Origin of the sequence: Streptomyces sp. NBC_00440, from assembly GCF_036014215.1 — a bacterium.
In the GTDB taxonomy this organism is placed as follows: Bacteria; Actinomycetota; Actinomycetes; order Streptomycetales; family Streptomycetaceae; genus Streptomyces.
Genome location: NZ_CP107921.1, coordinates 3,797,016 through 3,818,782, shown reverse-complemented (window position 1 = coordinate 3,818,782; position 21,767 = coordinate 3,797,016). Strand labels below are relative to the sequence as shown.

21 protein-coding genes and 1 pseudogene are annotated in these 21,767 nt (G+C 70.1%); 6 read left to right on the top strand and 16 right to left on the bottom strand.

Going from position 1 to position 21,767, the window contains the following annotated elements; translation table 11 throughout:
- Window positions 1–43 precede the first annotated feature (43 nt).
- From OHB13_RS17210 to OHB13_RS17200, 3 genes are all read right to left on the bottom strand, one after another.
- On the bottom strand, window positions 44–1,078 hold the full coding sequence (locus OHB13_RS17210) for a YihY/virulence factor BrkB family protein (RefSeq protein ID WP_443062951.1): 1,035 nt from the start codon (window positions 1,076–1,078) through the stop codon (window positions 44–46).
- Between the two features lie 210 nt (window positions 1,079–1,288).
- Window positions 1,289–2,896 carry an FAD-binding oxidoreductase gene (locus OHB13_RS17205; RefSeq protein WP_328377703.1) on the bottom strand — a complete coding sequence of 536 codons (1,608 nt, stop codon included), beginning with the start codon at window positions 2,894–2,896 and terminating at the stop codon, window positions 1,289–1,291.
- A 116-nt stretch (window positions 2,897–3,012) separates the two neighbouring features.
- Complete coding sequence (locus OHB13_RS17200) at window positions 3,013–3,177, bottom strand: hypothetical protein (protein ID WP_266855455.1); 165 nt, start codon at window positions 3,175–3,177, stop codon at window positions 3,013–3,015.
- A gap of 100 nt (window positions 3,178–3,277) precedes the next feature.
- Here OHB13_RS17200 and OHB13_RS17195 point away from each other — a divergent pair, with 100 nt between their 5' ends.
- Entirely contained in the window at window positions 3,278–4,099 is an 822-nt protein-coding gene (locus OHB13_RS17195; RefSeq protein ID WP_266855456.1) for a hypothetical protein, read from the top strand.
- 131 nt (window positions 4,100–4,230) lie between these two features.
- Entirely contained in the window at window positions 4,231–4,443 is a 213-nt protein-coding gene (locus tag OHB13_RS17190; RefSeq protein WP_266855457.1) for a hypothetical protein, read from the top strand.
- A gap of 228 nt (window positions 4,444–4,671) precedes the next feature.
- On the opposite strand, the gene OHB13_RS17185 is transcribed toward OHB13_RS17190, so the two are convergent.
- Window positions 4,672–5,019, bottom strand: a complete 348-nt coding sequence (locus tag OHB13_RS17185; protein WP_266855458.1) for a metal-sensitive transcriptional regulator — start codon at window positions 5,017–5,019, stop codon at window positions 4,672–4,674.
- A gap of 223 nt (window positions 5,020–5,242) precedes the next feature.
- On the opposite strand from OHB13_RS17185, the gene OHB13_RS17180 reads away from it, so the two are divergent.
- Window positions 5,243–5,863: a DUF47 domain-containing protein gene (locus tag OHB13_RS17180; RefSeq protein ID WP_164266361.1), complete on the top strand. Its 621-nt coding sequence runs from the start codon at window positions 5,243–5,245 to the stop codon at window positions 5,861–5,863.
- 5 nt (window positions 5,864–5,868) lie between these two features.
- Entirely contained in the window at window positions 5,869–6,864 is a 996-nt protein-coding gene (locus OHB13_RS17175; protein ID WP_266855459.1) for an inorganic phosphate transporter, read from the top strand.
- A gap of 121 nt (window positions 6,865–6,985) precedes the next feature.
- Here the strand turns inward: OHB13_RS17175 and pstB are convergent, their stop codons facing one another.
- The 7 genes from pstB to OHB13_RS17140 all read right to left on the bottom strand — a co-directional run bounded on the left by pstB (window position 6,986) and on the right by OHB13_RS17140 (window position 15,216).
- A complete protein-coding gene (gene pstB, locus OHB13_RS17170) occupies window positions 6,986–7,762 on the bottom strand; it encodes a phosphate ABC transporter ATP-binding protein PstB (protein WP_266855460.1) in 777 nt (258 codons plus the stop codon).
- 24 nt (window positions 7,763–7,786) lie between these two features.
- A complete protein-coding gene (gene pstA / locus OHB13_RS17165; protein ID WP_328377702.1) occupies window positions 7,787–8,866 on the bottom strand; it encodes a phosphate ABC transporter permease PstA in 1,080 nt (359 codons plus the stop codon).
- Window positions 8,863–9,858: a phosphate ABC transporter permease subunit PstC gene (gene pstC / locus OHB13_RS17160; RefSeq protein ID WP_328377701.1), complete on the bottom strand. Its 996-nt coding sequence runs from the start codon at window positions 9,856–9,858 to the stop codon at window positions 8,863–8,865. Before pstC ends, pstA begins: the two co-directional genes overlap by 4 nt.
- 142 nt (window positions 9,859–10,000) lie before the next feature.
- Window positions 10,001–11,140: a phosphate ABC transporter substrate-binding protein PstS gene (pstS, locus tag OHB13_RS17155; RefSeq protein ID WP_266855463.1), complete on the bottom strand. Its 1,140-nt coding sequence runs from the start codon at window positions 11,138–11,140 to the stop codon at window positions 10,001–10,003.
- Between the two features lie 378 nt (window positions 11,141–11,518).
- Window positions 11,519–11,932, bottom strand: a complete 414-nt coding sequence (locus OHB13_RS17150) for an NUDIX hydrolase (RefSeq protein WP_266855464.1) — start codon at window positions 11,930–11,932, stop codon at window positions 11,519–11,521.
- A complete protein-coding gene (locus tag OHB13_RS17145; protein WP_328377700.1) occupies window positions 11,929–12,894 on the bottom strand; it encodes a CHAD domain-containing protein in 966 nt (321 codons plus the stop codon). Before OHB13_RS17145 ends, OHB13_RS17150 begins: the two co-directional genes overlap by 4 nt.
- Window positions 12,895–12,984: 90 nt before the next feature.
- Window positions 12,985–15,216: an RNA degradosome polyphosphate kinase gene (locus OHB13_RS17140; protein WP_266855466.1), complete on the bottom strand. Its 2,232-nt coding sequence runs from the start codon at window positions 15,214–15,216 to the stop codon at window positions 12,985–12,987.
- Between the two features lie 220 nt (window positions 15,217–15,436).
- On the opposite strand from OHB13_RS17140, the gene OHB13_RS17135 reads away from it, so the two are divergent.
- On the top strand, window positions 15,437–16,009 hold the full coding sequence (locus OHB13_RS17135; protein ID WP_266855467.1) for a dihydrofolate reductase family protein: 573 nt from the start codon (window positions 15,437–15,439) through the stop codon (window positions 16,007–16,009).
- A gap of 16 nt (window positions 16,010–16,025) precedes the next feature.
- Here the strand turns inward: OHB13_RS17135 and OHB13_RS17130 are convergent, their stop codons facing one another.
- The 5 genes and pseudogenes from OHB13_RS17130 to OHB13_RS17110 form a co-directional block, all read right to left on the bottom strand.
- Window positions 16,026–16,985: an ABC transporter permease gene (locus OHB13_RS17130; protein ID WP_328377699.1), complete on the bottom strand. Its 960-nt coding sequence runs from the start codon at window positions 16,983–16,985 to the stop codon at window positions 16,026–16,028.
- Window positions 16,982–17,875: an ABC transporter ATP-binding protein gene (locus OHB13_RS17125; RefSeq protein WP_266855469.1), complete on the bottom strand. Its 894-nt coding sequence runs from the start codon at window positions 17,873–17,875 to the stop codon at window positions 16,982–16,984. Before OHB13_RS17125 ends, OHB13_RS17130 begins: the two co-directional genes overlap by 4 nt.
- 125 nt (window positions 17,876–18,000) lie before the next feature.
- A pseudogene (locus OHB13_RS17120) lies at window positions 18,001–18,375 on the bottom strand (GntR family transcriptional regulator); the annotation flags it as partial.
- A 212-nt stretch (window positions 18,376–18,587) separates the two neighbouring features.
- Complete coding sequence (gene mshD, locus OHB13_RS17115) at window positions 18,588–19,535, bottom strand: mycothiol synthase (protein WP_266855471.1); 948 nt, start codon at window positions 19,533–19,535, stop codon at window positions 18,588–18,590.
- Between the two features lie 140 nt (window positions 19,536–19,675).
- Window positions 19,676–20,392 carry a TetR/AcrR family transcriptional regulator gene (locus OHB13_RS17110; protein WP_328377697.1) on the bottom strand — a complete coding sequence of 239 codons (717 nt, stop codon included), beginning with the start codon at window positions 20,390–20,392 and terminating at the stop codon, window positions 19,676–19,678.
- A 105-nt stretch (window positions 20,393–20,497) separates the two neighbouring features.
- Between OHB13_RS17110 and OHB13_RS17105 the strand changes: the two genes are divergently transcribed.
- A complete protein-coding gene (locus OHB13_RS17105; protein ID WP_328380312.1) occupies window positions 20,498–21,688 on the top strand; it encodes an FAD-dependent monooxygenase in 1,191 nt (396 codons plus the stop codon).
- Window positions 21,689–21,767 lie beyond the last annotated feature (79 nt).

The window sequence follows — 21,767 nt, the reverse complement described above, 5'->3', positions numbered from 1 at the left end:
GTTGGGTGCGGGGTTTTCGGGGCTCTGCCCCGGGCCCCGGTCCTCAATCGCCGGACGGGCTTGGTTTCGCCGGGCTTGATTTCGCCGGGCTTGAGTTTGCCGGGCTTGAGTTTGCCGGGCTTGAGTTTGCCGGGCTTGAGTTTGGCGCGCGGGTATCCCTTGTCAGTTCCGCGTTGAACTGGGCTCCTGCCAGCAGGGCCAGGTTGGAGAGCCAGAGCCAGACCAGGAACACGACGACGCCGGCCAGCGATCCGTACAGCCTGCTGTACGTGCCGAACCCCGCCGCGTACGCCGTGAAGCCCGCCGACGCCATGAGCCAGAGCAGCGCCGCGAGTACGCCGCCGGGCAGGCCGCGGTGGGAGGTCCGGGCCGCGGGTGGTCCGGAGCGGAAGAGGAGCAGGACCAGCAGGGCCACACAGCAGAGCAGGGCCGGCCATTTGAGCAGGTTCCAGACGTCGGTTCCCGCGTTGCCCAGGCCCAGCGCGTGGCCCAGCGAGGCGGCCAGGGAGCCGCTGAGCACCAGGGCGAGCGCGCTCACCACCAGTAGCCCGAGCAGGGCCACGGCCGTCAGCAGGATGCGGTGCGCCTTGCGCAGGACGGGGCGCTCGTCCTTGACCTCGTACATGGAGTGCAGGGCGCGCCGGAAGACCGCGAGGTAGCTGGAGGCGGACCACAGCGCGCTGAACGAGCCGCCGATCAGGACGGTCAGAGCGGCGGAGCGCTGGCCCGCGACATGGCTGAGCGCCTGGTGCAGAGCGGTGCCGGATTCGGCGGGGGCCCAGGCGGTGACGTCGGCGATGAGTTCGTCGGTGGTCGTGGGGGCGACGAGGCTGATGACCGAAATGGTGACCAGGAGCGCGGGGACCAGCGCGAGGATCGCGTAGTAGGTGAGGGCGGCGGCCCAGTCGGACACGTCGTCGTTCCACAGGGAGACGGGGGTGCGGCGCAGCGCCGTCCCTCCACGTGACCAGGCGTCGGACACCGGGCGTGGGTCAGGTGCGCGGCGGCCGGGGCGGGGGATCCACGGAAGGGCGGGACTCTCGCCGGGCTCCGGTGCGGCCCGTCGCTCCATGCCCATGCATGCCTCTCCGCCGTCCGGTGCCGGTACCGGTGTTGATCCTGGTGCTGACAGTGGTGCCTACCGCTGACTCCTGCCCCCGGCCTGGGGGTTTACCCCGATCCGGCGTGGCCGGGTCAGTCGGCACAGCACAGCACAGCACAACACGGCACAGCACAACACGGCACAGCGCAGCACGGCACGGCGGGCCCGGCGCCGGGGGCGCCCCTGTCAGAGCGCCTGCGGGAAGTCGAACAGCCGCTGCGGGTCGTACTGCTTCTTCAGCCCGGCGAGTTTCGGCGCCCCCGCCCCGTAGTACGCCGACCGCCAGTCCGTCAGCTTCGGGTCGATGTAGTTCTGGTAGGCGCCCCCCGACGCGTACGGGCCCATCGCCCGGTGCGTGTCCTTGAGCCAGGCCTGCTGGGTGGTGCCCGCGGTGCCGGGCTGCCAGGACGCTATGTACTGGGCCAGCATCCGTGAACGCCGGTGCACGAACGCGGTGGCCGAGGGGGAGACCCGGTTGATCGCACCGCCGAGCGCGGTCAGCGCGACCGAGCCCGCGCCCTGGGTGGTGCCCGGACCGGCGACGGCCCGGGTCCTGGAGAGCAGGGCGTCGATGCCGTCCGCGGGGAGGATCCGGTCGTAGAAGTCCGAAGCGGCGGCGTACGTTTCGCGCCGCAGCGTTCCCGCGGTCCGGCGGCCGGGCGTCGGACCCGGCAGATGGCACTGGTTCTCGCTGAGGCTCGCGCAGCCCGCGTAGACGAGCATCGCGTCCTCGTAGCCGCGCCTGCGCAGTGATACGGAACTGGCCGGGGCGCCCACCTGGTCGGCGAGGCGGTCGACCGCGTTCTGGAGGTCTCCGTACGTGCCCAGCGAGAACGCCGCGACGGAGACGCTCGGGGTGCCTCCGCCCGAAGCGGCTTCCAGATGTGCCGACGACCAGATCTCGTCGGCCTGGTCGGGGCCCCACTTCTGCCAGGCGTCGATGACCGCGTGCGCCTTCGACCAGGGCCAGGACATATAGGCGGAGACGGTCCGCGGTGCCGCGTGCGTACGGAAGGTCATGGAGGTGACGACGCCGAAGTTGCCGTTGCCCGCGCCGCGCAGCGCCCAGAACAGGTCCTTGTTCTCCTTGGCGCTTGCCGTCAGGCGCTTGCCGTCGGCCGTGATCAGGGTGGCGGAGGTGAGGCTGTCGCAGGTCAGGCCGTACGCACGGGAGGCGACACCGTGGCCGCCGCCGAGGGTGAGCCCCGAGATGCCGACCGTGGGGCAGGAGCCGCCGGGGATGGCGCGGGAACTCCTGCCGAGGGTCTCGTACACGTCGACCAGCTTGGCGCCCGCGCCGATCGTGCCGTCGGCCGATATATGGGACAGCTTCGACACGTCGATGACGAGGCGGCCGTTGCCGGACGACCAGCCGGCGTAGGAGTGGCCGCCGTTGCGTATCGAGACGGGTATGTGGTGCGCACGCGCGTAGGCGAGGCACTCACGGATGTCGTCCTCGCCCGCGATGTACGCGACGGCTGCGGGCTTCAGGCTGTCGTAGCGGGTGTTGTAGAGCTGACGGGCCGTGGGGTAGTCGGCGTCGCCGGGGCGGATGAGTTTGCCGTCGAGCCCGTGGGCGAGTGCGGTCCAGTCGGCGGCCGCGCGCGGCATGGAGCCGGAGCCGGTCGTGCCGGGCGGGGTGCTGCCGGGTGTGGTCCTGGTGGTGGTGGAACCGGTCGTGGAGCCCGGCGGCTTCTGGTCTGAACTGCCCGTATTGCCCGAACTGTTCGTGTTGCGGCAGGCGACGGCGGTGGCCAGGACGGGTACGGCGGCGAGCAGAGTGCGACGTTGCATGAGTGAACCTCCCGGCGTACGAGACGAGTACCCCGGGTGTACGGGTTCCATGACGCGACCGTCCGTTCGGTCACCGGGCGGTGGGTGCGGGGTGGGGCGGACGTGCCGACGGTGTCTCAGGTCTGTGCCGTGTGCTCCGCCGCGTCCGTACGGGCGCGTTCGCGCGAGCGGCGGGCCGGGCCGGTCCAGCCGCAGACACAGCGGGCCGTGCAGAAGGAGCCGCGTTCGGAGGTCGTGGTGGTGTGCTGCCGGGGGTTCCGCAGGGGGTCGTCGTCGCGCACCCGTCCACGGTACTGGGGCGTGACGAGGGTTCACGGAAGTCGTTAGGCGAAGGAGGCGGGCGCGGACGATTACTGGCCAGGCGTTGGGGGTTGGCAGGCGATGGTGGAGCAGTACAGAGGCAGGGCCAGGGCGCTCGCCGGTGCCGCATTCGCTCTGGCGGGGGTGGTGGGGGCCGGTGGCTGTACGGCCGGGACCGGGGCGTCGGCCGACGACCGGAACGGCGGGCCGGAGGCGGTGCGGGAGGCCGCGCACGTCCTGGCCGGGGCCGGCAGCTCCCGGGCCAGGACGGCGATGACGATGGCGACCGGCGGGACGCGGGTGACCATCCGGGGCACCGGCGGTTTCGACTTCAGGCGGCGCAGCGGCCGGCTCCGGGTCGTCCTGCCCCCGGATGCCGCGGGGGCCGAGGAGCATCCGCCGATCACCGAACTCCTCACGCCCGCCGCGGTCTACATGAAGAACAGGGGCGCCAATGTGCCCGCCGGTGAGTGGGTACGGATCGAGCCGGCGAAACTCTCCGACGGGAACCTGGTGACCAACGGGGCGACCGATCCGCTGGTCGCGGCCGAGCTGCTGCGCGGGGCGCGCGGGGTGGCGTACGCCGGTACGGAGGAGCTGGCCGGTACGCGGGTGCGGCACTACAAGGGGATTGCCGATCTGTCGGTGGCCGCCCGGAACGCGGCGCCGCAGGCCAGGGCGGTGCTGGCCGCGGCGGCGAAAGGGTTCGCCGGACCCGGTGTGCCCTTCGACGCCTACTTCGACGCCCGGGGCCGGCTGCGCAAGGTGCGCGAGATGTTCAGCTTCGCCAACAAGGGGCAAACGGTCCAGGTGGCGTCGACGACGCTGCTCTACGACTTCGGCGCACCGGTGTCGGTGACGCTGCCGCCGCTCGGCGACATCTACGCCGGGAGCGTCGAGTAGGAGTCGGGCGGGGGTCACGTGGGGGCCGAGAGGAACCGTCAGGAACCAGTGGGAAATGGTCCGTCCGTGCCATGCGCGGCGTGTACGCGTTTCCCTACGCTGGGAAGTCGGCTCAGAAAGGGGTGATGGCCATGGCCGGAGTGCTGACCGTCCAGGACCGCATCGCCCTCGTCGAGATCGAACTGTGCGGAGAGTTGATGATCGCGGCCGCCGCTTCGCTGGAGGAGCGGCTCAGCCAGGCCCGTATCGACGAGGTGCTGATGGTGAGGACCGCGCGGCCCGCGCGGACCGCGCCCCCGGAGGGGTGCGCCGGCACCCGCCGGGACCGCGAACGCGACCGCTGAGCGGGACGCGGCAACCGGAGGACGCAGGGTGGCCGGGGGCAGGGCTCCCGGCCGCACCGACTGCCCGGCGGCTCTGGCTCCCGCGGTCGCAGCGGTCGCAGCCGGGGGCAGCGGTCACAGCCGGGGGCAGCGGCCGCCCTGACCGTACCGACCGACGATTTTCAGCCACCACCGACCACCACCAGTCACCACCGGCCACAGCCGGCGACCGCTGGGCGGAGCGGGGGCTCAGGTGCGCAGCAGCCGGGCGATCGCCTTGGTGGCTTCCTCGACCTTCGCGTCGATCTCCTCGCCGCCGCGGACCGCCGCGTCCGCCACGCAGTGCCGCAGGTGCTCCTCCAGGAGCTGGAGCGCGAAGGACTGCAGGGCCTTGGTGGAGGCCGATACCTGGGTGAGTATGTCGATGCAGTAGACGTCCTCGTCCACGAGCCGCTGGAGCCCGCGGATCTGGCCCTCGATCCGGCGCAGCCGCTTGAGGTGTTCGTCCTTCTGCTTGTGGTAGCCGTGCACGACGGGCTCGGTGCCCGGCTCCTGGCCCGTACGGTCGGGCGCGCCGGCCGCCTCGGTGGTTGTCATCGCGTCCTCCCGTTGTGGAACCGTTGTGAATGATGGTGTCTCGCTGTCCAGAAAGGTTCTTGATACCCCTCGTGGGTATATAGTACCGATCCTTCCGAAAATCGGGGCGGGCCCCGTGCTGATCACTGTGCCCCATGGGCGACACTGAACAACGCCGGTTAGCCGTGGCCGGATGATGCGCCTAGCATCAGCCTGACCGAATCCAGAGCCCCGAGGACCCCACGTGCGCTTTCGTCTGACCCCCAGGGAGACGAGCTTCTACGACATGTTCGCCGCATCCGCGGACAACATCGTCACGGGCTCGAAGCTCCTCATGGAACTGCTCGGCGCGGACGCATCCGGCCGGGTCGAGATCGCGGAGCGGATGCGGGCAGCGGAGCACGCGGGGGACGACGCGACTCACGCGATCTTCCACCAGCTCAACTCCTCCTTCATCACGCCGTTCGACCGCGAGGACATCTACAACCTCGCCTCGTGCCTCGACGACATCATGGACTTCATGGAGGAGGCCGTCGACCTCGTCGTGCTGTACCAGGTCGAGGAGCTGCCCAAGGGCGTCGAGCAGCAGATCGAGGTGCTGGCCAGGGCAGCTGTGCTGACCGCTGAGGCGATGCCGAGCCTGCGGACGATGAACAACCTGACCGAGTACTGGATCGAGGTCAACCGGCTGGAGAACCAGGCCGACCAGATCCACCGCAAGCTGCTCGCCCACCTCTTCAATGGCAAGTACGACGCCATGGAGGTCCTGAAGCTCAAGCAGATCGTGGATGTGCTGGAAGAGGCTGCCGACGCGTTCGAGCACGTGGCCAACACGGTGGAGACCATCGCGGTCAAGGAGTCCTGAACCTCGTGGACACCTTCACTCTGATCGTGACCATTGCTGTCGCGCTCGGATTCACCTACACGAACGGCTTCCACGACTCCGCCAATGCCATCGCGACCTCGGTGTCCACCCGGGCGCTGACGCCGCGTGCGGCTCTGGCGATGGCCGCTGTGATGAACCTCGCGGGCGCCTTCCTGGGCAGCGGGGTCGCCAAGACCGTCAGTGAAGGGCTGATCGCCACGCCCACCGGGCAGAAGGGGATGGGCATCCTCTTCTCCGCGCTCGTCGGCGCGATCGTCTGGAACCTGATCACCTGGTACTTCGGGCTGCCGTCCTCGTCCTCGCACGCCCTGTTCGGCGGACTGGTCGGCGCCGCGCTCGCGGGCGGCACGATGGTGCACTGGAGCGGGGTGGTCGAGAAGATCGTCATCCCGATGTTCCTGTCCCCGGTCGTCGGTCTTGTGGTCGGCTATCTGGTGATGGTCGCGATCCTGTGGTTGTTCCGTAAGTCCAACCCGCACAAGGCGAAGCGCGGATTCCGTATCGCCCAGACGGTCTCCGCCGCGGGCATGGCGCTCGGCCACGGTCTTCAGGACGCGCAGAAGACCATGGGTGTCGTCATGATGGCCCTGGTCATCTCCGGGCACGAGACCTTCAGCGACGCGATCCCCGTCTGGGTCAAGCTCGTCTGCGCGCTGATGCTCTCGCTCGGTACGTACGCGGGCGGCTGGCGCATCATGCGGACCCTCGGCCGCAAGATCATCGAGTTGGACCCGCCGCAGGGCTTCGCGGCGGAGACCACCGGTGCAGCGATCATGTTCGGCTCGTCATACCTCTTCCAGGCGCCGATCTCGACCACGCACGTCATCACCTCGGCGATCATGGGTGTGGGAGCGACCAAGCGCCCGCGCGCGGTGCGCTGGGGCGTGGCCAAGAACATCGTCCTCGGCTGGTTCATCACCATGCCGGCCGCCGCGGTCGTCGCTGCCCTCAGCTACTGGGTCGTCCTGCTGCTCTTCTGACCGCCGGCGCACTCGCCCGGGCGGCCGTACGAAGTGGGCCCGCCCCCCGGAATCCACGGGGGGCGGGCCCTTTTTTCTGCCTTGCGGTGGCACCGCCATGCAGCACCGCAAGCCGTGGCGTCTATCCGAAGCGGCCCGAGATGTAGTCCTCGGTCGCCTGGACTGACGGGTTCGAGAAGATCCGTTCGGTCTCGTCGATCTCGATGAGCCGGCCCGGCTTGCCCACCGCCGAGAGGTTGAAGAAGGCCGTGCGGTCCGAGACGCGCGCCGCCTGCTGCATGTTGTGCGTCACGATGACGATCGTGAAGCGTTCCTTCAGCTCACCCACCAGGTCCTCGATGGCGAGGGTGGAGATCGGGTCGAGCGCCGAGCACGGCTCGTCCATCAGCAGGACCTGCGGTTCGACCGCGATGGCGCGGGCGATGCAGAGCCGCTGCTGCTGGCCGCCGGAGAGCCCGGAGCCCGGCTTGTTGAGGCGGTCCTTGACCTCGTTCCAGAGGTTGGCGCCCCGGAGCGACTTCTCGACGATGTCGGTCAGCTCGCTCTTGCGGTACGAGCCGTTCAGGCGCAGGCCCGCCGCGACGTTGTCGAAGATCGACATGGTCGGGAAGGGGTTCGGGCGCTGGAAGACCATGCCGACCGTACGGCGTACGGCGACGGGGTCGACGTGGCTCCCGTACAGGTTCTCGTCGTCCAGCATCACCTTGCCCTCGACGCGGCCGCCCGGGGTGACCTCGTGCATCCGGTTGAGGGTGCGCAGGAAGGTCGACTTGCCGCAGCCGGACGGGCCGATGAAGGCGGTCACCGAGCGGGGTTCCACGGTCATCGAGATGTCCTCGATGGCCTTGTGGGAGCTGTAGTAGGCGGTCAGGCCGCTGATGTCGATTCGCTTGGCCATGAAAATCAGCTTCTTCTCTCGGCCTCAGCGGCCGGTCTTCGGGGCCTTCCAGCGGGCTATGCCGCGGGCGACGAGGTTCAGGATCATGACGAAGGCGATCAGCACCAGTGCCGCTGCCCAGGCCCGGTCGATCGCGGGCGGCTCGCCGAGCTTGTACTGCTCGAAGATGTAGTACGGCAGGGAGGACTGGCCGTCCTTGAAGGGGTTGGTGTTGATCATCTGGCTGCCGAACACCAGCAGCATGATCGGCGCGGTCTCCCCGGCGATGCGCGCGATGGCCAGCATCACACCGGTGGTGATACCGCCGATCGCGGTCGGCAGGACGACCTTGAGGATCATGCGCCACTTCGGTACGCCGAGGGCCAGCGCCGCTTCGCGCAGCTCGTTCGGGACGAGCTTGAGCATCTCCTCGGTGGAGCGGACCACGACCGGCATCATCAGGATCGTCAGCGCGAGCGAGCCCATCAGGCCCGAGGGCGCGGTGTCGGTCATCAGCATGATCGACAGGATGAACAGGCCGGCGACGATGGACGGGATGCCGGTCATGACGTCCACGAAGAACGTCACGGCCCTGGCCAGCGCGCCCTTGCCGTACTCCACCAGATAGACGGCCGTCAGCAGGCCGATGGGGACGGCGATCACCGTGGCGATGCCGACCTGCTCCACGGTGCCGACCAGCGCGTGGTAGACGCCGCCGCCCTGGTCGGACGAGAGGACGCCGACCATCGAGTGGGTGAGGAAGTTGACGCTGAGGTCCTTGACCCCGTGGCCGACGGTCGTCCAGAGCAGCGAGAGCAGCGGGATGACGGCCAGGATGAAGCAGACCCAGATGATGCTGGTCGCGAAGCGGTCCTTGGCCTGGCGCTTGTTCTCGACCAGCGCGGTCGTGACGTAGGAGAGCGCGAGGAAGGCGGCGACGGCGATCAGGCCCCACTGGACCTTGCTGCTGAGGCCTGCGGCGGTGCCGATCCCCGCGCCGATCACGATCGCGGCGGCGGCGAAGCCGGCCGGCGCCCAGCGGGGGAGGCTGCGGGCGCTGAGGCTCGGAGCCGCGTGCACGCGCGGCGTCTGCTCCTGTCCGGTCTCTACGGCTGTGTCGCTCATGCGTTGGCCCCCGAGTACTCCTTGCGGCGGGCGATGATCAGCCGGGCCGCGCCGTTCACGAGCAGGGTGAGGACGAAGAGGACCAGGCCGGACGCGATCAGGGCGTCACGCCCCAGCGGGTTGGCCTCGTCGAACTTCGCCGCGATGTTCTGGGCGAAGGTGCCGCCGCCCGGGTCGAGCAGGTGCAGCGACATCACATAGCTGGGCGAGAGGACCGTGGCGACGGCCATCGTCTCGCCGAGCGCCCGGCCCAGGCCCAGCATGGAGGCCGAGATGACACCCGAGCGTCCGAAGGGCAGTACGGAGAGCCGGATGACCTCCCAGCGGGTGGCGCCGAGGGCGAGCGCGGCTTCCTCGTTCATCCGCGGGACCTGGAGGAAGACCTCCCGGCTGACGCTGGTCACGATCGGCAGGATCATGATCGCCAGCAGGATGCCGACGGTCAGCATGTTCCGCGAGACGCCGGGCTGCGTCTGGTCGAAGATGTACGTCCAGCCGAAGTACTGGTCGAGCCAGACGTTGAGGCCGCCGAGGTAGGGCACCAGGATCAGGGCGCCCCAGATGCCGTAGATGATGCTGGGCACCGCGGCCAGCAGGTCCACCACGTACGCGAGTGTGGTGGCCAGCCTGCGCGGCGCGTAGTGCGAGATGAAGAGCGCGATGCCGACGGCGACGGGGACCGCGATGACCATCGCGATGACCGAGCTGATGACGGTGCCGACGAGCAGGACCGCGATGCCGAAGACCGGCGGTGTCTGCGAGGGCAGCCAGTCGAACGTCGTGAAGAAGTTGCCCTGGTCCTTCGAGATGGCGATGGAGGCGCGGTAGGTGAGGAACCCCGCGATCGCTGCCATCACCACGAGGAGCAGGACGCCCGAGCCTCTGGAGAGGCCGAGGAAGACCCGGTCGCCCAGCCGGCCGGTGGACGGGCCCGACGGGGTGTGGAGGGGGGTTTCCGGTGGAGGGGTGTCTATCTGTGCGGTGGTAGCCATGGTGGTCTTTCCGGTCTGTGTGGGGGAGCTGTGGCTCCCCTGGCGGCGGTGCACCGGATGGGGGGGCGGTGACCGGCCCGGAGGAGCGCTCCGGGCCGGACGCCGTCACTGCTGTGGAACGTGTGGAACGTGGGGAACCGGACTACGAGATCGTGGCGAGCGTCTTGCGCACCTTGGCGTTGATCTCGGTCGGGATCGGCGCGTAACCGGCGGTCGAGAGCTGCTTCTGGCCCTCGTCGCTCGCCGTGTAGTTCAGGAAGGACTTGACGGTGCCGAGGGTGTCGGACTTGTTGCCCTTGTCACAGACGATCTCGTACGTCACCAGGACGATCGGGTACGCGCCGTCGGCCTTGGTGGTGTAGTCGAGCTTGAGCGACAGGTCGGAGCCGGTGCCGACGACCTTGGCCGCGGCGATGGCCTTGGAGGCGTTGTCGGAGGTCGCTTCGACGGGGGCGCTGGCGCCCGTGTCGATCTTGACCGTGGAGATCTTCTGCGAGGTGGCGTACGAGAGCTCGAAGTAGCCGATCGAGCCGTCGACCTGCTTCACCTGCTGGGAGACACCGGCCGAACCGGCCGCGGCCTGGCCGCCGGGCGCGGGCCACGACTTGCCGACCGGGTACTTCCAGTCGCCGGGCGCCGCCGCGGTCAGGTACTTGCTCAGGTTCTCCGTGGTGCCGGAGTCTTCGGCGCGGTGGAAGGGCTGGATCGCCTTGGACGGCAGCTTCGCGCCGGGGTTGAGCTTCTTGATCGCCGGGTCGTCCCAGGTCTTGATCTTCGCCGAGAAGATCTTCGCCAGCGTGGGGGCGTCGAGGACCAGGTTGTCCACGCCCTCCAGGTGGTAGCCGACCGCGATGGGGCCGCCGACCATCGGGAGGTCGATGCCCTGGCCGCCGCCGGTGCAGACCTTCTTGGAGTCCGCGACCTCGGCGGGCTTCAGCGGCGAGTCCGAACCGGCGTAGCCGACCGTGCCCTGGTTGAAGGCGACGATGCCCTCACCGGACGAGGACGACTTGTAGTTGATGTCGACACCGGGGCAGGCGGCCATGTAGCCCTTGGCCCACAGGTCCATCGCGTTCTTCTGCGCGCTCGAACCGGAGGCGCGCAGCTGGCCCTTCGCACCGTCGCACTTGACGTCGGATGCGGCGTTCGTCTTGGTGCCGGTGCCTCCGGTCGAGCCGCTGTTGTTGTCCGAACCGCACGCCGTGAGGACCAGGGCGCCGGATACGGCGAGGGCGCCGAGCGCGGCGGCGCGAAGCCGGGTCTTGCGCTGCTGAAGCTTCACTTCGGGTGTTCCTTCCAGGAGCCGCCGGGTTTCGATTCGTTGTACGGCGGCGTGCGAAGAGGTGACCGGTGCGGCGGGGTGCCGTGCACCGTGTAAGGCCGAAATTAGGCAGATCAGGTGAAGTGGCCGACGGGGGTGAGTGAACGGAGAGTGAACCTCGGCGGACGACCGGGTGCGGGGTCCTGTGCGGTGACCGCAGGGTGACGCACCGTCCGCCGCCACAGGCCCCGTACGCCCCATGCCTCTGTGCGGCACCGCTGTTTCCAGCCCTTCTGCGGCGCCTCTGTGGCCTCGCGGTGGCCCGTTGTTTCCGGGCGTTTCCGGGCGTTTCCGTGCCTCCTGGGCCGGTGCGGGGCGGTCCGGTGCGGTCCGGTGGCGTCAGCGCAGCGCGGCGTGCAGTGCGTCGAGCAGTTCCCGGTCGCGCTGCTGGGTGAGGCGGGCGCGGGCAGCGGCCGGGGAGAGCCAGCGCACCCGGTCCACCTCGCTGTTCGGGGTGAACTCTCCGGCCGTCGCCTCGGCGGCCCAGTAGCTGACCTCCTTGGGGCGGCCGTTCGCCCGGTACCGCACGGTGGGGAGGCGGGCGCCGGGGGCGCAGTCGTGGCCGGTCTCCTCGTGGACCTCGCGCAGTGCGGCGGCCAGGGTGTCCTCGCCCGGTTTCAGCTTGCCCTTCGGGTGCGACCAGTCGTCGTACTTCGGCCGGTGGACCAGGCAGATCTCCAGCCCGCCGGCCGGGGCGCGGCGCCACAGCACGCACCCCGCCGCCCGTACGGGAACCTCCGCGTCACTCGTCATGGGGTGCTCACCGCCGTGCGCTGCCAGGTCTGCTGGAAGGTGTAGCGGGCGGCTTCGACCTCGTGGCGCTGGTCGGCGTGGAGCACCCCCAGTGCGTACGCCGTCGCCGGGGCGATCCGGGGCGTACGGGCCGCCGAAGCGGCTGCCCCCGCGGCCTCGGCCGCTTCGCGGTGCTGGTCGAGGGCCTGGCCCGCGCCGTAGAGCCGCAGGTCGGGGCCCGGCCGGTCGTCCTGGCCGGCGTGCAGGGCCTCCTGCGCGTAGCGGTGCAGCCGCAGCAGCAGTCTGACCTGGTGCCAGGGGGCGTCCTGGGCGTCGCTCAGCCCCTCCGCGTTGTACGGGTGCGCGGCCCGGTGCAGCGGCAGCGCCGTCACCGCGTCCGAGAGTCTGCGGCCCGCCGTCTCGGCCGCGGGCGGCAGGGTCTCGGTGGCGTACGTGGTCGCGGCGGGCGCGAACGGCACGTCCGACGCCAGCAGCGCGACGGCGTCCGCGGCCGCGTGGAAGCGGGAGGAGCCCAGCGCCTGGAGCGCCGCCGAGTGGGCGCGGGTCCTGGCCAGGGTCAGCTGCCGCTCCAGGAGCGCGCCGGCGCGCGCGGCGCCCATGGCGAGCGCGGGGTGCGGGGCCGTCCCGTCGCGCGGCCCCGGCAGCGAAGCCGTACCGGCCGAGAGCCTGCCGAGTGCTTCGAGCAGCCGGGCCAGCCGCTCGGCGTACGCGTGCTCACGGGCCAGCGTGCCGGAGAGCCAGGCCAGTTCGGACCGCAGCTGGTCGGCCCAGGCCGCGTCGAGGTGGCCGCGGAAGGTGTGCAGGGTGCCGCTGATACGGCGGGCGGACCGGCGCAGCGCGCGGGCGGCCTCCTCGTCTCCTTCCGAGTACGTGCGCAGGCTGCGCAGGAACTCCGCGGCCTGGTCGTGCAGATAGCGGGCGAGGAGCTGGCCCGCGGTCGCCGTCGGGTCAGGGCGTGGCACGACTGCGCCTCCGGGGAGCGTCAAGGGGTGGTCGCACGGCGGCGCCTCCGTGGGGCATCAAGACGCCTCCGTGGGGCGTCAAGGGGGGCATCAAGGGGTCGCACGGCGGCGCCTCCTGGCGTCTATCAGCATTTCCTGCACATGGCGCAGCGGCCGTCCCTCGGCGTCGGTCGCGTGACGCGTCCAGTTGCCGTCGGCCCCCAGGTGCCAGGAGGACGTGGTGTCGGACATCCCGGTCTCCAGGAGCCGGCTGAGCGCGGCGCGGTGGGCCGGGTCGGCGACGCGGACCAGCGCTTCGATCCTGCGGTCGAGGTTGCGGTGCATCATGTCGGCGCTGCCCAGCCACACTTCGGGTTCGCCGCCGTTACCGAAGGCGAACACCCGGGAGTGTTCGAGGAAGCGGCCCAGTATCGACCGGACCCGGACGTTCTCGGAGAGGCCGGTGACACCGGGGCGTATCGCGCAGATGCCACGCACCCACACGTCGACGGGAACGCCGGCCTGCGCGGCCCGGTAGCAGGCGTCGATGACCGCTTCGTCGACCATGGAGTTGACCTTGATGCGGACGTAGGCGGGGCGGCCCGCGCGGTGGTGCGTGATCTCCTTGTCGATCCGGACGACCAGGCCGTCGCGCAGGGACTTGGGGGCGACGAGCAGCCGCCGGTAGGTCTCGCGCCGCGAGTAGCCGGAGAGCCGGTTGAACAGGTCGGAGAGGTCGGCGCCGACCTGCGGGTCGGCGGTGAGCAGCCCCAGGTCCTCGTACAGCCTGGCCGTCTTCGGGTGGTAGTTGCCGGTGCCGACGTGGGAGTAGCGGCGCAGCGTGTCGCCTTCCTGCCGTACGACGAGCGAGAGCTTGCAGTGTGTCTTCAGCCCCACCAGGCCGTAGACGACGTGGCAGCCCGACTCCTCCAGCTTCCTGGCCCACTTGATGTTGGCCTGCTCGTCGAAGCGGGCCTTGATCTCGACCAGGACGAGCACCTGTTTGCCGGACTCGGCCGCGTCGATCAGGGCGTCCACGATCGGTGAGTCGCCGGACGTCCGGTACAGGGTCTGCTTGATGGCGAGCACGTCCGGGTCGCCGGCGGCCTGTTCCAGGAAGGCCTGGACGGAGGTGGAGAACGAGTCGTACGGGTGGTGCAGCAGCACGTCCCGTTCCCGCAGGGCGGCGAAGATGTCGGGCGCCGAAGCGGACTCGACCTCGGCGAGGTCGCGGTGGGTGCCCGCGATGAACGGCGGGAACTTCAGCTCGGGCCGGTCCAGCGTCGCGAGGCCGAAGAGCCCGGTGAGGTCGAGCGGGCCGGGCAGCGGGTACACCTCGGCGTCGGAGACCTTCAGCTCGCGGACCAGCAGGTCGAGGATGTACGGGTCGATGGACTCCTCCACCTCCAGCCGGACGGGCGGCCCGAAGCGGCGCCGCATCAGCTCCTTCTCCAGGGCCTTGAGGAGGTTCTCGGCGTCGTCCTCCTCGACCTCCAGGTCCTCGTTCCTGGTGACCCGGAACATGTGGTGCGCCAGCACCTCCATCCCCGGGAAGAGCTCCTCCAGATGCGCCGCGATGATGTCCTCGACGGGCACGTACCGCTGGGGCGACGCCTCCAGGAACCGGGTGAGCAGCGGCGGCACCTTGACCCGGGCGAAGTGGCGGTGGCCGCTGACCGGGTTGCGGACGACCACGGCGAGGTTGAGCGAGAGACCCGAGATGTACGGGAAGGGGTGCGCGGGGTCGACGGCCAGCGGGGTCAGCACGGGGAAGATCCGCTGCCGGAAGAAGGTGAAGAGCCGGGCCTTCTCCTTGTCGGTCAGGTCATCCCAGCGGATCAGGTGGATGTTCTCGTCGGCCAGCGCGGCCGAGACGTCCTGCTGGTAGCAGGCGGCGTGCCGGGCCATGAGCTCGCGCGACCTGGTCCAGATCTGCTCCAGCACCTCGCGGGGCTGGAAGCCGGATGCGGAGCGGGTGGCGACACCGGTCGCGATACGGCGTTTGAGGCCCGCCACCCGGACCATGAAGAACTCGTCGAGGTTGCTCGCGAAGATGGCGAGGTAATTAGCCCGTTCGAGGAGGGGGGTCGCCGGATCCTCGGCCAGTTCGAGGACCCGTTCGTTGAAGGCGAGCCAGCTCTGCTCCCGGTCGAGGAACCGGCCGGACGGCAGCTCGGCGCCGGCGCCGTCGGCGGACTCCTCGTACGCGTCGACGTCGGCGTCGATGCCCGGATCCAGGTCGGGAACGGCTGCCGCGACGGTGTGCGGACGGTGTGCTGCTATGGAACCGACGGAGGGCTGGAGGTGCTTGACCGGGACCTCTGCACTGGGCTGCTGGCTCATATGCCCATTGTTCCGCGCGGGAGGGTCGGCGGGCGCGGTGACGGGTTGCATTCCGAGAGGGTCGCAAGCGCGTCTGAATGACGGGTAACGAGGACATGACGTCCGGGAAGCGCGCCATGACGTCCGGGAGGCGGGTGCCGGTCGGTCTGCACCGATGATTCTCCGCCCCCGGCGCAGTCAACATCGGTATCGGCATCGCGTCAGCAGCAGGAGGACCGGTATGCGCACCCTCGCGATCACCCAGAACATCACGGTCGACGGCTCGGTCGAGATGCTCACGGACTGGTTCGACCCGCAGGGCCAGGGCGCTGTGGACATGAGCGACCTCATGGAGGAGAGCCACCGGCAGGACAGCCGGGCCGACGCCCTGCTCGTCGGCCGGCGGACCTTCGAGGACTTCCGCGGCTACTGGCCGCAGCAGACCGACGACACCACCGGCATCACCGACTATCTGAACCGGGTCCAGAAGTACGTGGTGTCCGCCTCGCTCACGGATCCGCGGTGGGAGCACACGACGGTGCTGAAGGGCGACCCGGTCGAGGAGGTGACCGCGCTCAAGGCGCGGGAGGGTGGCAAGGACATCGTGCTCACCGGCAGCATCACCCTGGCGCACACGATGATCGCGGCCGGCCTGGTCGACGAGTACCGCTTCTTCGTCTACCCCGTGGTCCAGGGCCGCGGCCGCCGTCTCTTCCCGGAGGGGTACGGGATCCCGCGGCTGCGGCTCCTGGAGTCGAGGGCCTTCCGCAGCGGGATCACCCTCCAGCGTTACGCCCCGGCCCCTGAGGGCTGACCCGGCGTCGCGGCGTTCAGACCGCCATCCGCTTGACGACGCGGAACACCACCAGGGCCAGCACGGCGGCCAGGGCCAGCAGGATGCCGGTCTCGACCAGCTGGAGCGGCCAGAAGTGGGACACCGGGTGCGAGGAGCGGAAGTAGCCCGCCAGGTGGTGGGCCGCCTGGCACTGCTTGTCGTCCACACAGATCGGGTCGGCGACGTGGGCGCCGCTCGTCGTGACGGCGCCCTCGCCGGTGACCATGCCGTTCATCGCCGGGTAGCCCGTGGCGAGGCTGGTGCGGACGGTCACGACCGGCCAGAGGTGGCCGCGTACGGCCTCAAGCACACTGGATACGGCCGCGGTGGCGATCAGGCTCGTCACGATCGCGGGCACGGTGCGGCGGATCAGCAGGCCGGTCAGGGCGCCGAGCGGGACCACGAGCAGGGCGGTGGCGATGCCGATGGGGCCGATGGCGTGGTAGACGCTGTCGGAATACCAGTTCAGGGCCACGTCCTCGTGCCGGCTGGTGCTCCACACCCAGCGGTAGAGGCCGTCGAGTACGACCGAACCGACGAGGGCCAGCGCGGTCGGCACGGCGAGCTTCGCCGCGAACCAGCGGACGGGGGAGACGGACTGCGTCCACAGCAGCTGGTGGGTGCCGGACTCCAGCTCGCGGGCGACGACCGGTCCGGCCACGAAGGCGGCGATCAGATAGGGGAGCAGCGCGATCACCGATGCGGCGTTCTCCACAATCCGGGTGTCCGTCCAGTACCCGCCCGCCAGGCCGCCGCCCCAGACGCGGATCGCGATCAGCAGGAGCACGGCCAGGACGAGGAGCCCGGCGGCCCCCTGGAGGGTGGATCGGTGCGTCCGGGCGGCGACCCAGTACGGTCCGCGCAGCCGCTGCGATCCGGTGCCGGCGTCGGTGCCGGCGTTGGTACCGGCGGGGGTGCCGGGGTCGGTCACGGTGTTCTGGTGCAGGGTGCTCATGTCCTTGCCTCCGTACGGTGTTCGGCGCTCGGTGTCAGCAGGGCGGGTGCGTCGGGTGACCGCAGATGGGCGAGGAGCAGCTCCTCCAGGGACGGTTCCATGGCCTGCCAGTCACCCGACACCGGCCCGTCCCGCCGTACCAGCGCCGTCAGTTGGCGTCCTGTGGTGCGCGACTCGATGACGGTGTGCGGGTCGAGGGATGCCACAGGACCGGTCAGCAGGGTGTGGACGGCGAGCAGGTCCTCGGTCTCGCCGCCCAGCCGTACCCGGCCGGCGTCGACCAGCAGCAAGTAGTCGCAGGCGCCCTCCAGTTCGGCCAGGACGTGGGAGGACATCACGATCGTCGTGCCGTGCTCGGCGGCCTCGGACATCAGAGCGCCCATCAGCTCGTGCCGGGCGAGCGGGTCGAGATCGGCCATCGGCTCGTCCAGCAGCATCAGTTCGGGCCGCTTGCCGAGGGCGAGTGCGAGGGCGACGCGGGTGCGCTGGCCGCCGGAGAGGGTACGGATGGTGTCGTTCCGGTTCAGCTTGCCGCCGGCGATGATCCGCTCGGCGGCCGCCGCGTCCCAGCGGGCCGGGTTCAGCTCGTACCCCATGCGCAGGGTCTCGGCGACGGTCAACTGCCCGACCAGCGGCTTGCTCTGGGCGACGAAGGCGATCCGTTCACGGGCAGCGGCGGCCGACGTTCCGAGCACCTGTACGGCGCCCTCGGTGGGCCGCAGCAGCCCCGCGGTGTGGGCGAGCAGCGTCGACTTGCCGGCGCCGTTGGGGCCCACGAGTGCGCAGACCCGCCCGACGGGCAGCCGGAAGGAGCAGCCCCGCAGCGCCCAGCCGCGCCGTCTCCCGTAGGTCTTGCCGAGCCCGGAGGCCTCGATGGCGGTGTCGGTCATGTGTGCATGTCCCCCTTGGAGCGGGCTGCGTCGGTGGTGGCGCGGGTGTGGATGTGGGTGTCCGAGGCGGCGGTGGTGGCCGTGGAGCCGGTGGTGGCCGTAGCGCCGGTGGTGCCGGCGGTGTCCTGGAAGCAGTCGTCGAGTACGGAGGCGCAGAGCGCTGCCGCGTCGTCCTTCTCCAGTCCGGCCGTACGGGCCCGGGCGGCCCACTCGGTCAGCTCGGCCCGCAGCGCCGAGTCCGCGGGCGGGGTGTGCCCGAGCGACTTGCGGATGAAGGTGCCCATGCCGCGCCGGGCCTCGACCAGTCCCTCGCGTTCCAGTTCGCGGTAGGCCTTCAGGACCGTGTTGGGGTTGATGGCGGTGGACTCGACCACCGCGCGTGCGGTGGGCAGCTGGTCACCGGGCTGCAACAGGCCCAGGCGCAGAGCCTGTTTGGTCTGCTGGGCGATCTGGAGATACGTCGAGACGCCGCTGCGCCGGTCGATACGGAACTCGATCACGTGCCCACCCCCCTTTCACTAGTTGAGTAGTGAAAGGGTGATGCAAGGTCGGAGGCATGTCAACTCCATGATCGGATCCGGGATCGGAAACGCCCTCCCCGGGCGGCCGGGGAGGGCGGTGTGCCGTGCAGCGTTTCCGCAGGTCAGGACTGTGAGTTTCCGCAGGTCGGGGCTGTGGGGTTCCGCGATTCAGGGCTCCGGGTCTCCGTGGGTCAGGACTCCGAGCGGTACATCAGGTCGACCTCGTGCGTGGTGAAGCCCAGCCGCTCGTACACCGTGACGGCCGCCGTGTTGTCGGCGTCCACGTACAGCATCGCCGTGGGCAGCCCCTCGGCCGCGAGGTGGCGCAGCCCGGTCGCGGTCAGCGCCTTGCCGAGGCCGCCGCCCTGGGCGTCCGGGCGGATGCCGACCACGTACACCTCGCCCAGCTGCTCGTCGGCGTGCACCTTCGTCCAGTGGAAGCCGACGATCTCCCCGCCGGGGCCGCCGTCCGCATCCGCGTCCCGTACCGCCAGGAAGAACCCCTTCGGGTCGAACCAGGACTCCGCCTTCCGGTCGTCCAGGTCGCGCTGGCTCATCGACCCCTGCTCGGGGTGGTGGGCGAAGGCGGCGGCGTTCACGGCGAGCCAGGCCGCATCGTCCTGACCGGGTACGAAGGTCCGTACGGTGACGCCGTCCGGGTACACCGGCTCGGGGATGTTCAGCGGGGCCAACGGGCGCCGCAGCTGGCGCAGTTCACGGAACTTGGCCAGCCCGAGCACCTGGGCGAGGTGGCGGGCCGCCGCGTGTCCGCCGTGCGCCCAGACGCGCAGCCGCCGCCCGGAGGCGGCCAGCAGTGCGGAGCCGAGCGCGCGGCCGTTGCCCTGTCCCCGGTGCGAGGGGTGGACGACGAGTTCGGCGGCGGGTGCCTCGACGGGGTCGGTCGCCTCCAGCTGGGCGTACCCGGTGAGCGTGTCACCGACGCTGACCAGGAAGTGCTGAACCCCTTCGCGGCGCCCTCCGCGCAGCTGAAGCCGTCCCTGCTCGGAGACGGCCTGCTGCCCATCGGTCCGCGCGGCCTCGGCGAGCAGCGCGCGTACGGCTTGCTCCTGGTCGGCGGTGAGGGCGTCGAGGGTCTGGATCTGCCGGCCGGGTGCGGGGTCTGCGGGCGCATTCGTCATGGGGGCGAGCGTACAGACGCCGGGAACGTGACCCGCCGGGAAGCGACTGGATCCGACCTGACCTCTGGCCGATGCCGGGTGGCTCGTACGCCGGCTGCAACGCGGCCGCCGGGACCGTCGGCCGGCCAGCACCGTCCGGCTCAGTTCGAACGCTGAGCGATGAGCAGACCCAAACCATCCAGGATGCGCTGCAGTCCGAACTCGAATCCCTGGTCCTGCCCGCCGTGCTGGGTCGCCGAGGTCAACGCGGCGGTCAGAGCGGGGTAGTCCGCGCCGTGTGCCTGCATCAGCTCCCCAAGGGTGACGATGAGCTGCGCTTCAGGGGTACCTGCATGACCTGCCGCACGGGCCTGCTGAACGATTCCACGCACATGGCCGGCCAGCAGCAGGACCGCGTCCAGCCGTTCGGCGCCCGAGAGGCCCGTGCCGTCCAGTGCGGCGAGGGCCTGCTCCGTCCAGGCAAGCTCTCCGGGGCCCATGATTCTCGGGCCGACCGTTGCATCCAGCAGCCATGGGTGCTGCTCGAAGACGCTGACCAGCTGACCGGCCCAGTCGCTGAGTTGCTCGCGCCACCCACAGCGCGATCCGTCAGGCGAAGGCGCCTCGCCGACTGCGGTCTCCACCATCAACGCGACCAACTCGGACTTGCCGGGCACGTACCGGTAGAGCGCCATCTTGGTGACGCCGAGCAGCCCGGCAACCCGCTGCATGGATACAGCGGCCAGCCCCTCCGCGTCGGCGATCTCGATGCCGGCCCGCGCGATGCCGCCCAGGCTGAGTGCGGGCTTGGGCCCTCGTGAGGGCTTCAGGTGCGGGCCCCAGAGCAGCCGTACGGTCTCGCTCCGCTCGTCGCTCACTTCGCCGTTCCCCTCCGCAGTGTTGCCAATCCGCCAAAACTGTGTCTACCGTACACACTAATAATCAGTATCCGGTGGACACAGTTTCTGTGAGGAGTGGTTCCCCTGAACAAGAACGTCCTCATCTCCGGTGCCGGCATCGCTGGTCCGGCCCTGGCCTACTGGCTGGGCCGCTATGGCTTCCGGCCCACAGTGGTCGAGCTGACACCGGCCTTGCGTGCCGGTGGCCAAGCCGTCGACTTCCGCGGAGAGGCACACCTCACCGTGCTGAAGCGCATGGGTGTTCTCGCGGAGCTGCGCCGGATCCAGACCGGCGGCAGCCCCATACGCTTCGTCGACGAGCACGGCCGATCTCTTCTGCACCTGCCCGCCGAGTTCGCCGGCGGCGACGTGGAGGTACTCCGCGGAGACCTGGCCCGGGTGCTCTGCGAGCACAGCCGCCCGCACACCGAATACGTCTTCGGCGACTCGATCACCAGCCTTACCGAGACCACCGGAGGCGTACAGGTGACCTTCCGGCACGGCACACCGCGAGAGTTCGACCTCGTCATCGGTGCGGACGGGCTGCACTCCAATGTGCGCCGACTCGCCTTCGGCCCCGAGGAGAGTTTCGTCCGCCATCTCGGCTACTACGCCGCCACCTGGCAGCTGCCCAACGACCTTGGCATCGGGCGATGTTCGGTGGGCTACAACACGCCGGGCCGACTCGCCAGGGTCGGCGGCGATCACCGGGACGCGGCGAAGGCCAGTGCCTTCTTCGTCTTCGCCTCGCCCCAGGTCACGTATGACCGCCATGACCTGGAACAACAGAAGGCTTTGATCGTCAAGGCATTTGCCGGGCTCGGCTGGGAGGTACCGCGGCTTCTCGACTCCCTGCAGCAGGCCCCGGAACTGTACTTCGACTCGATCAGCCGGGCAGACGTACCCGCCTGGTCCACAGGGCGCATCGGCCTCGTCGGGGACGCCGCCTGCGGCGCGACGATCGGCGGCATGGGCACCGGAACCGGCATGGTGGCCGCCTACGTGCTGGCCGGCGAACTCGCGCTGGCCAATGGCGACCGGCGTGCGGCCTTCAGCCGGTATGAGAACGCGATGCGCGGCTATGCCCAGGGCTGCCAGAAGGGCGGCAGCCGCACCGGGAAGTTCCTCGCCCCTGGCACCACGGTCGGCCTCCGGATCCGGAACGGCCTTCTGAACAGGCGCTCCCTCCTGAACTGGATGCTCAAGGAGGGGCAGAAGATCAGCACCATCGACCTGCCCGACTACCGTTCTCAGCTCGGCCGGCTCAGCAAGTAACCAGAAAGATCACTGAGAAGCACGGGTGCCCCACACGGAGAGCGGCCCCCCCCCGTCCGCCTGCTGGTGGATTCGCAGC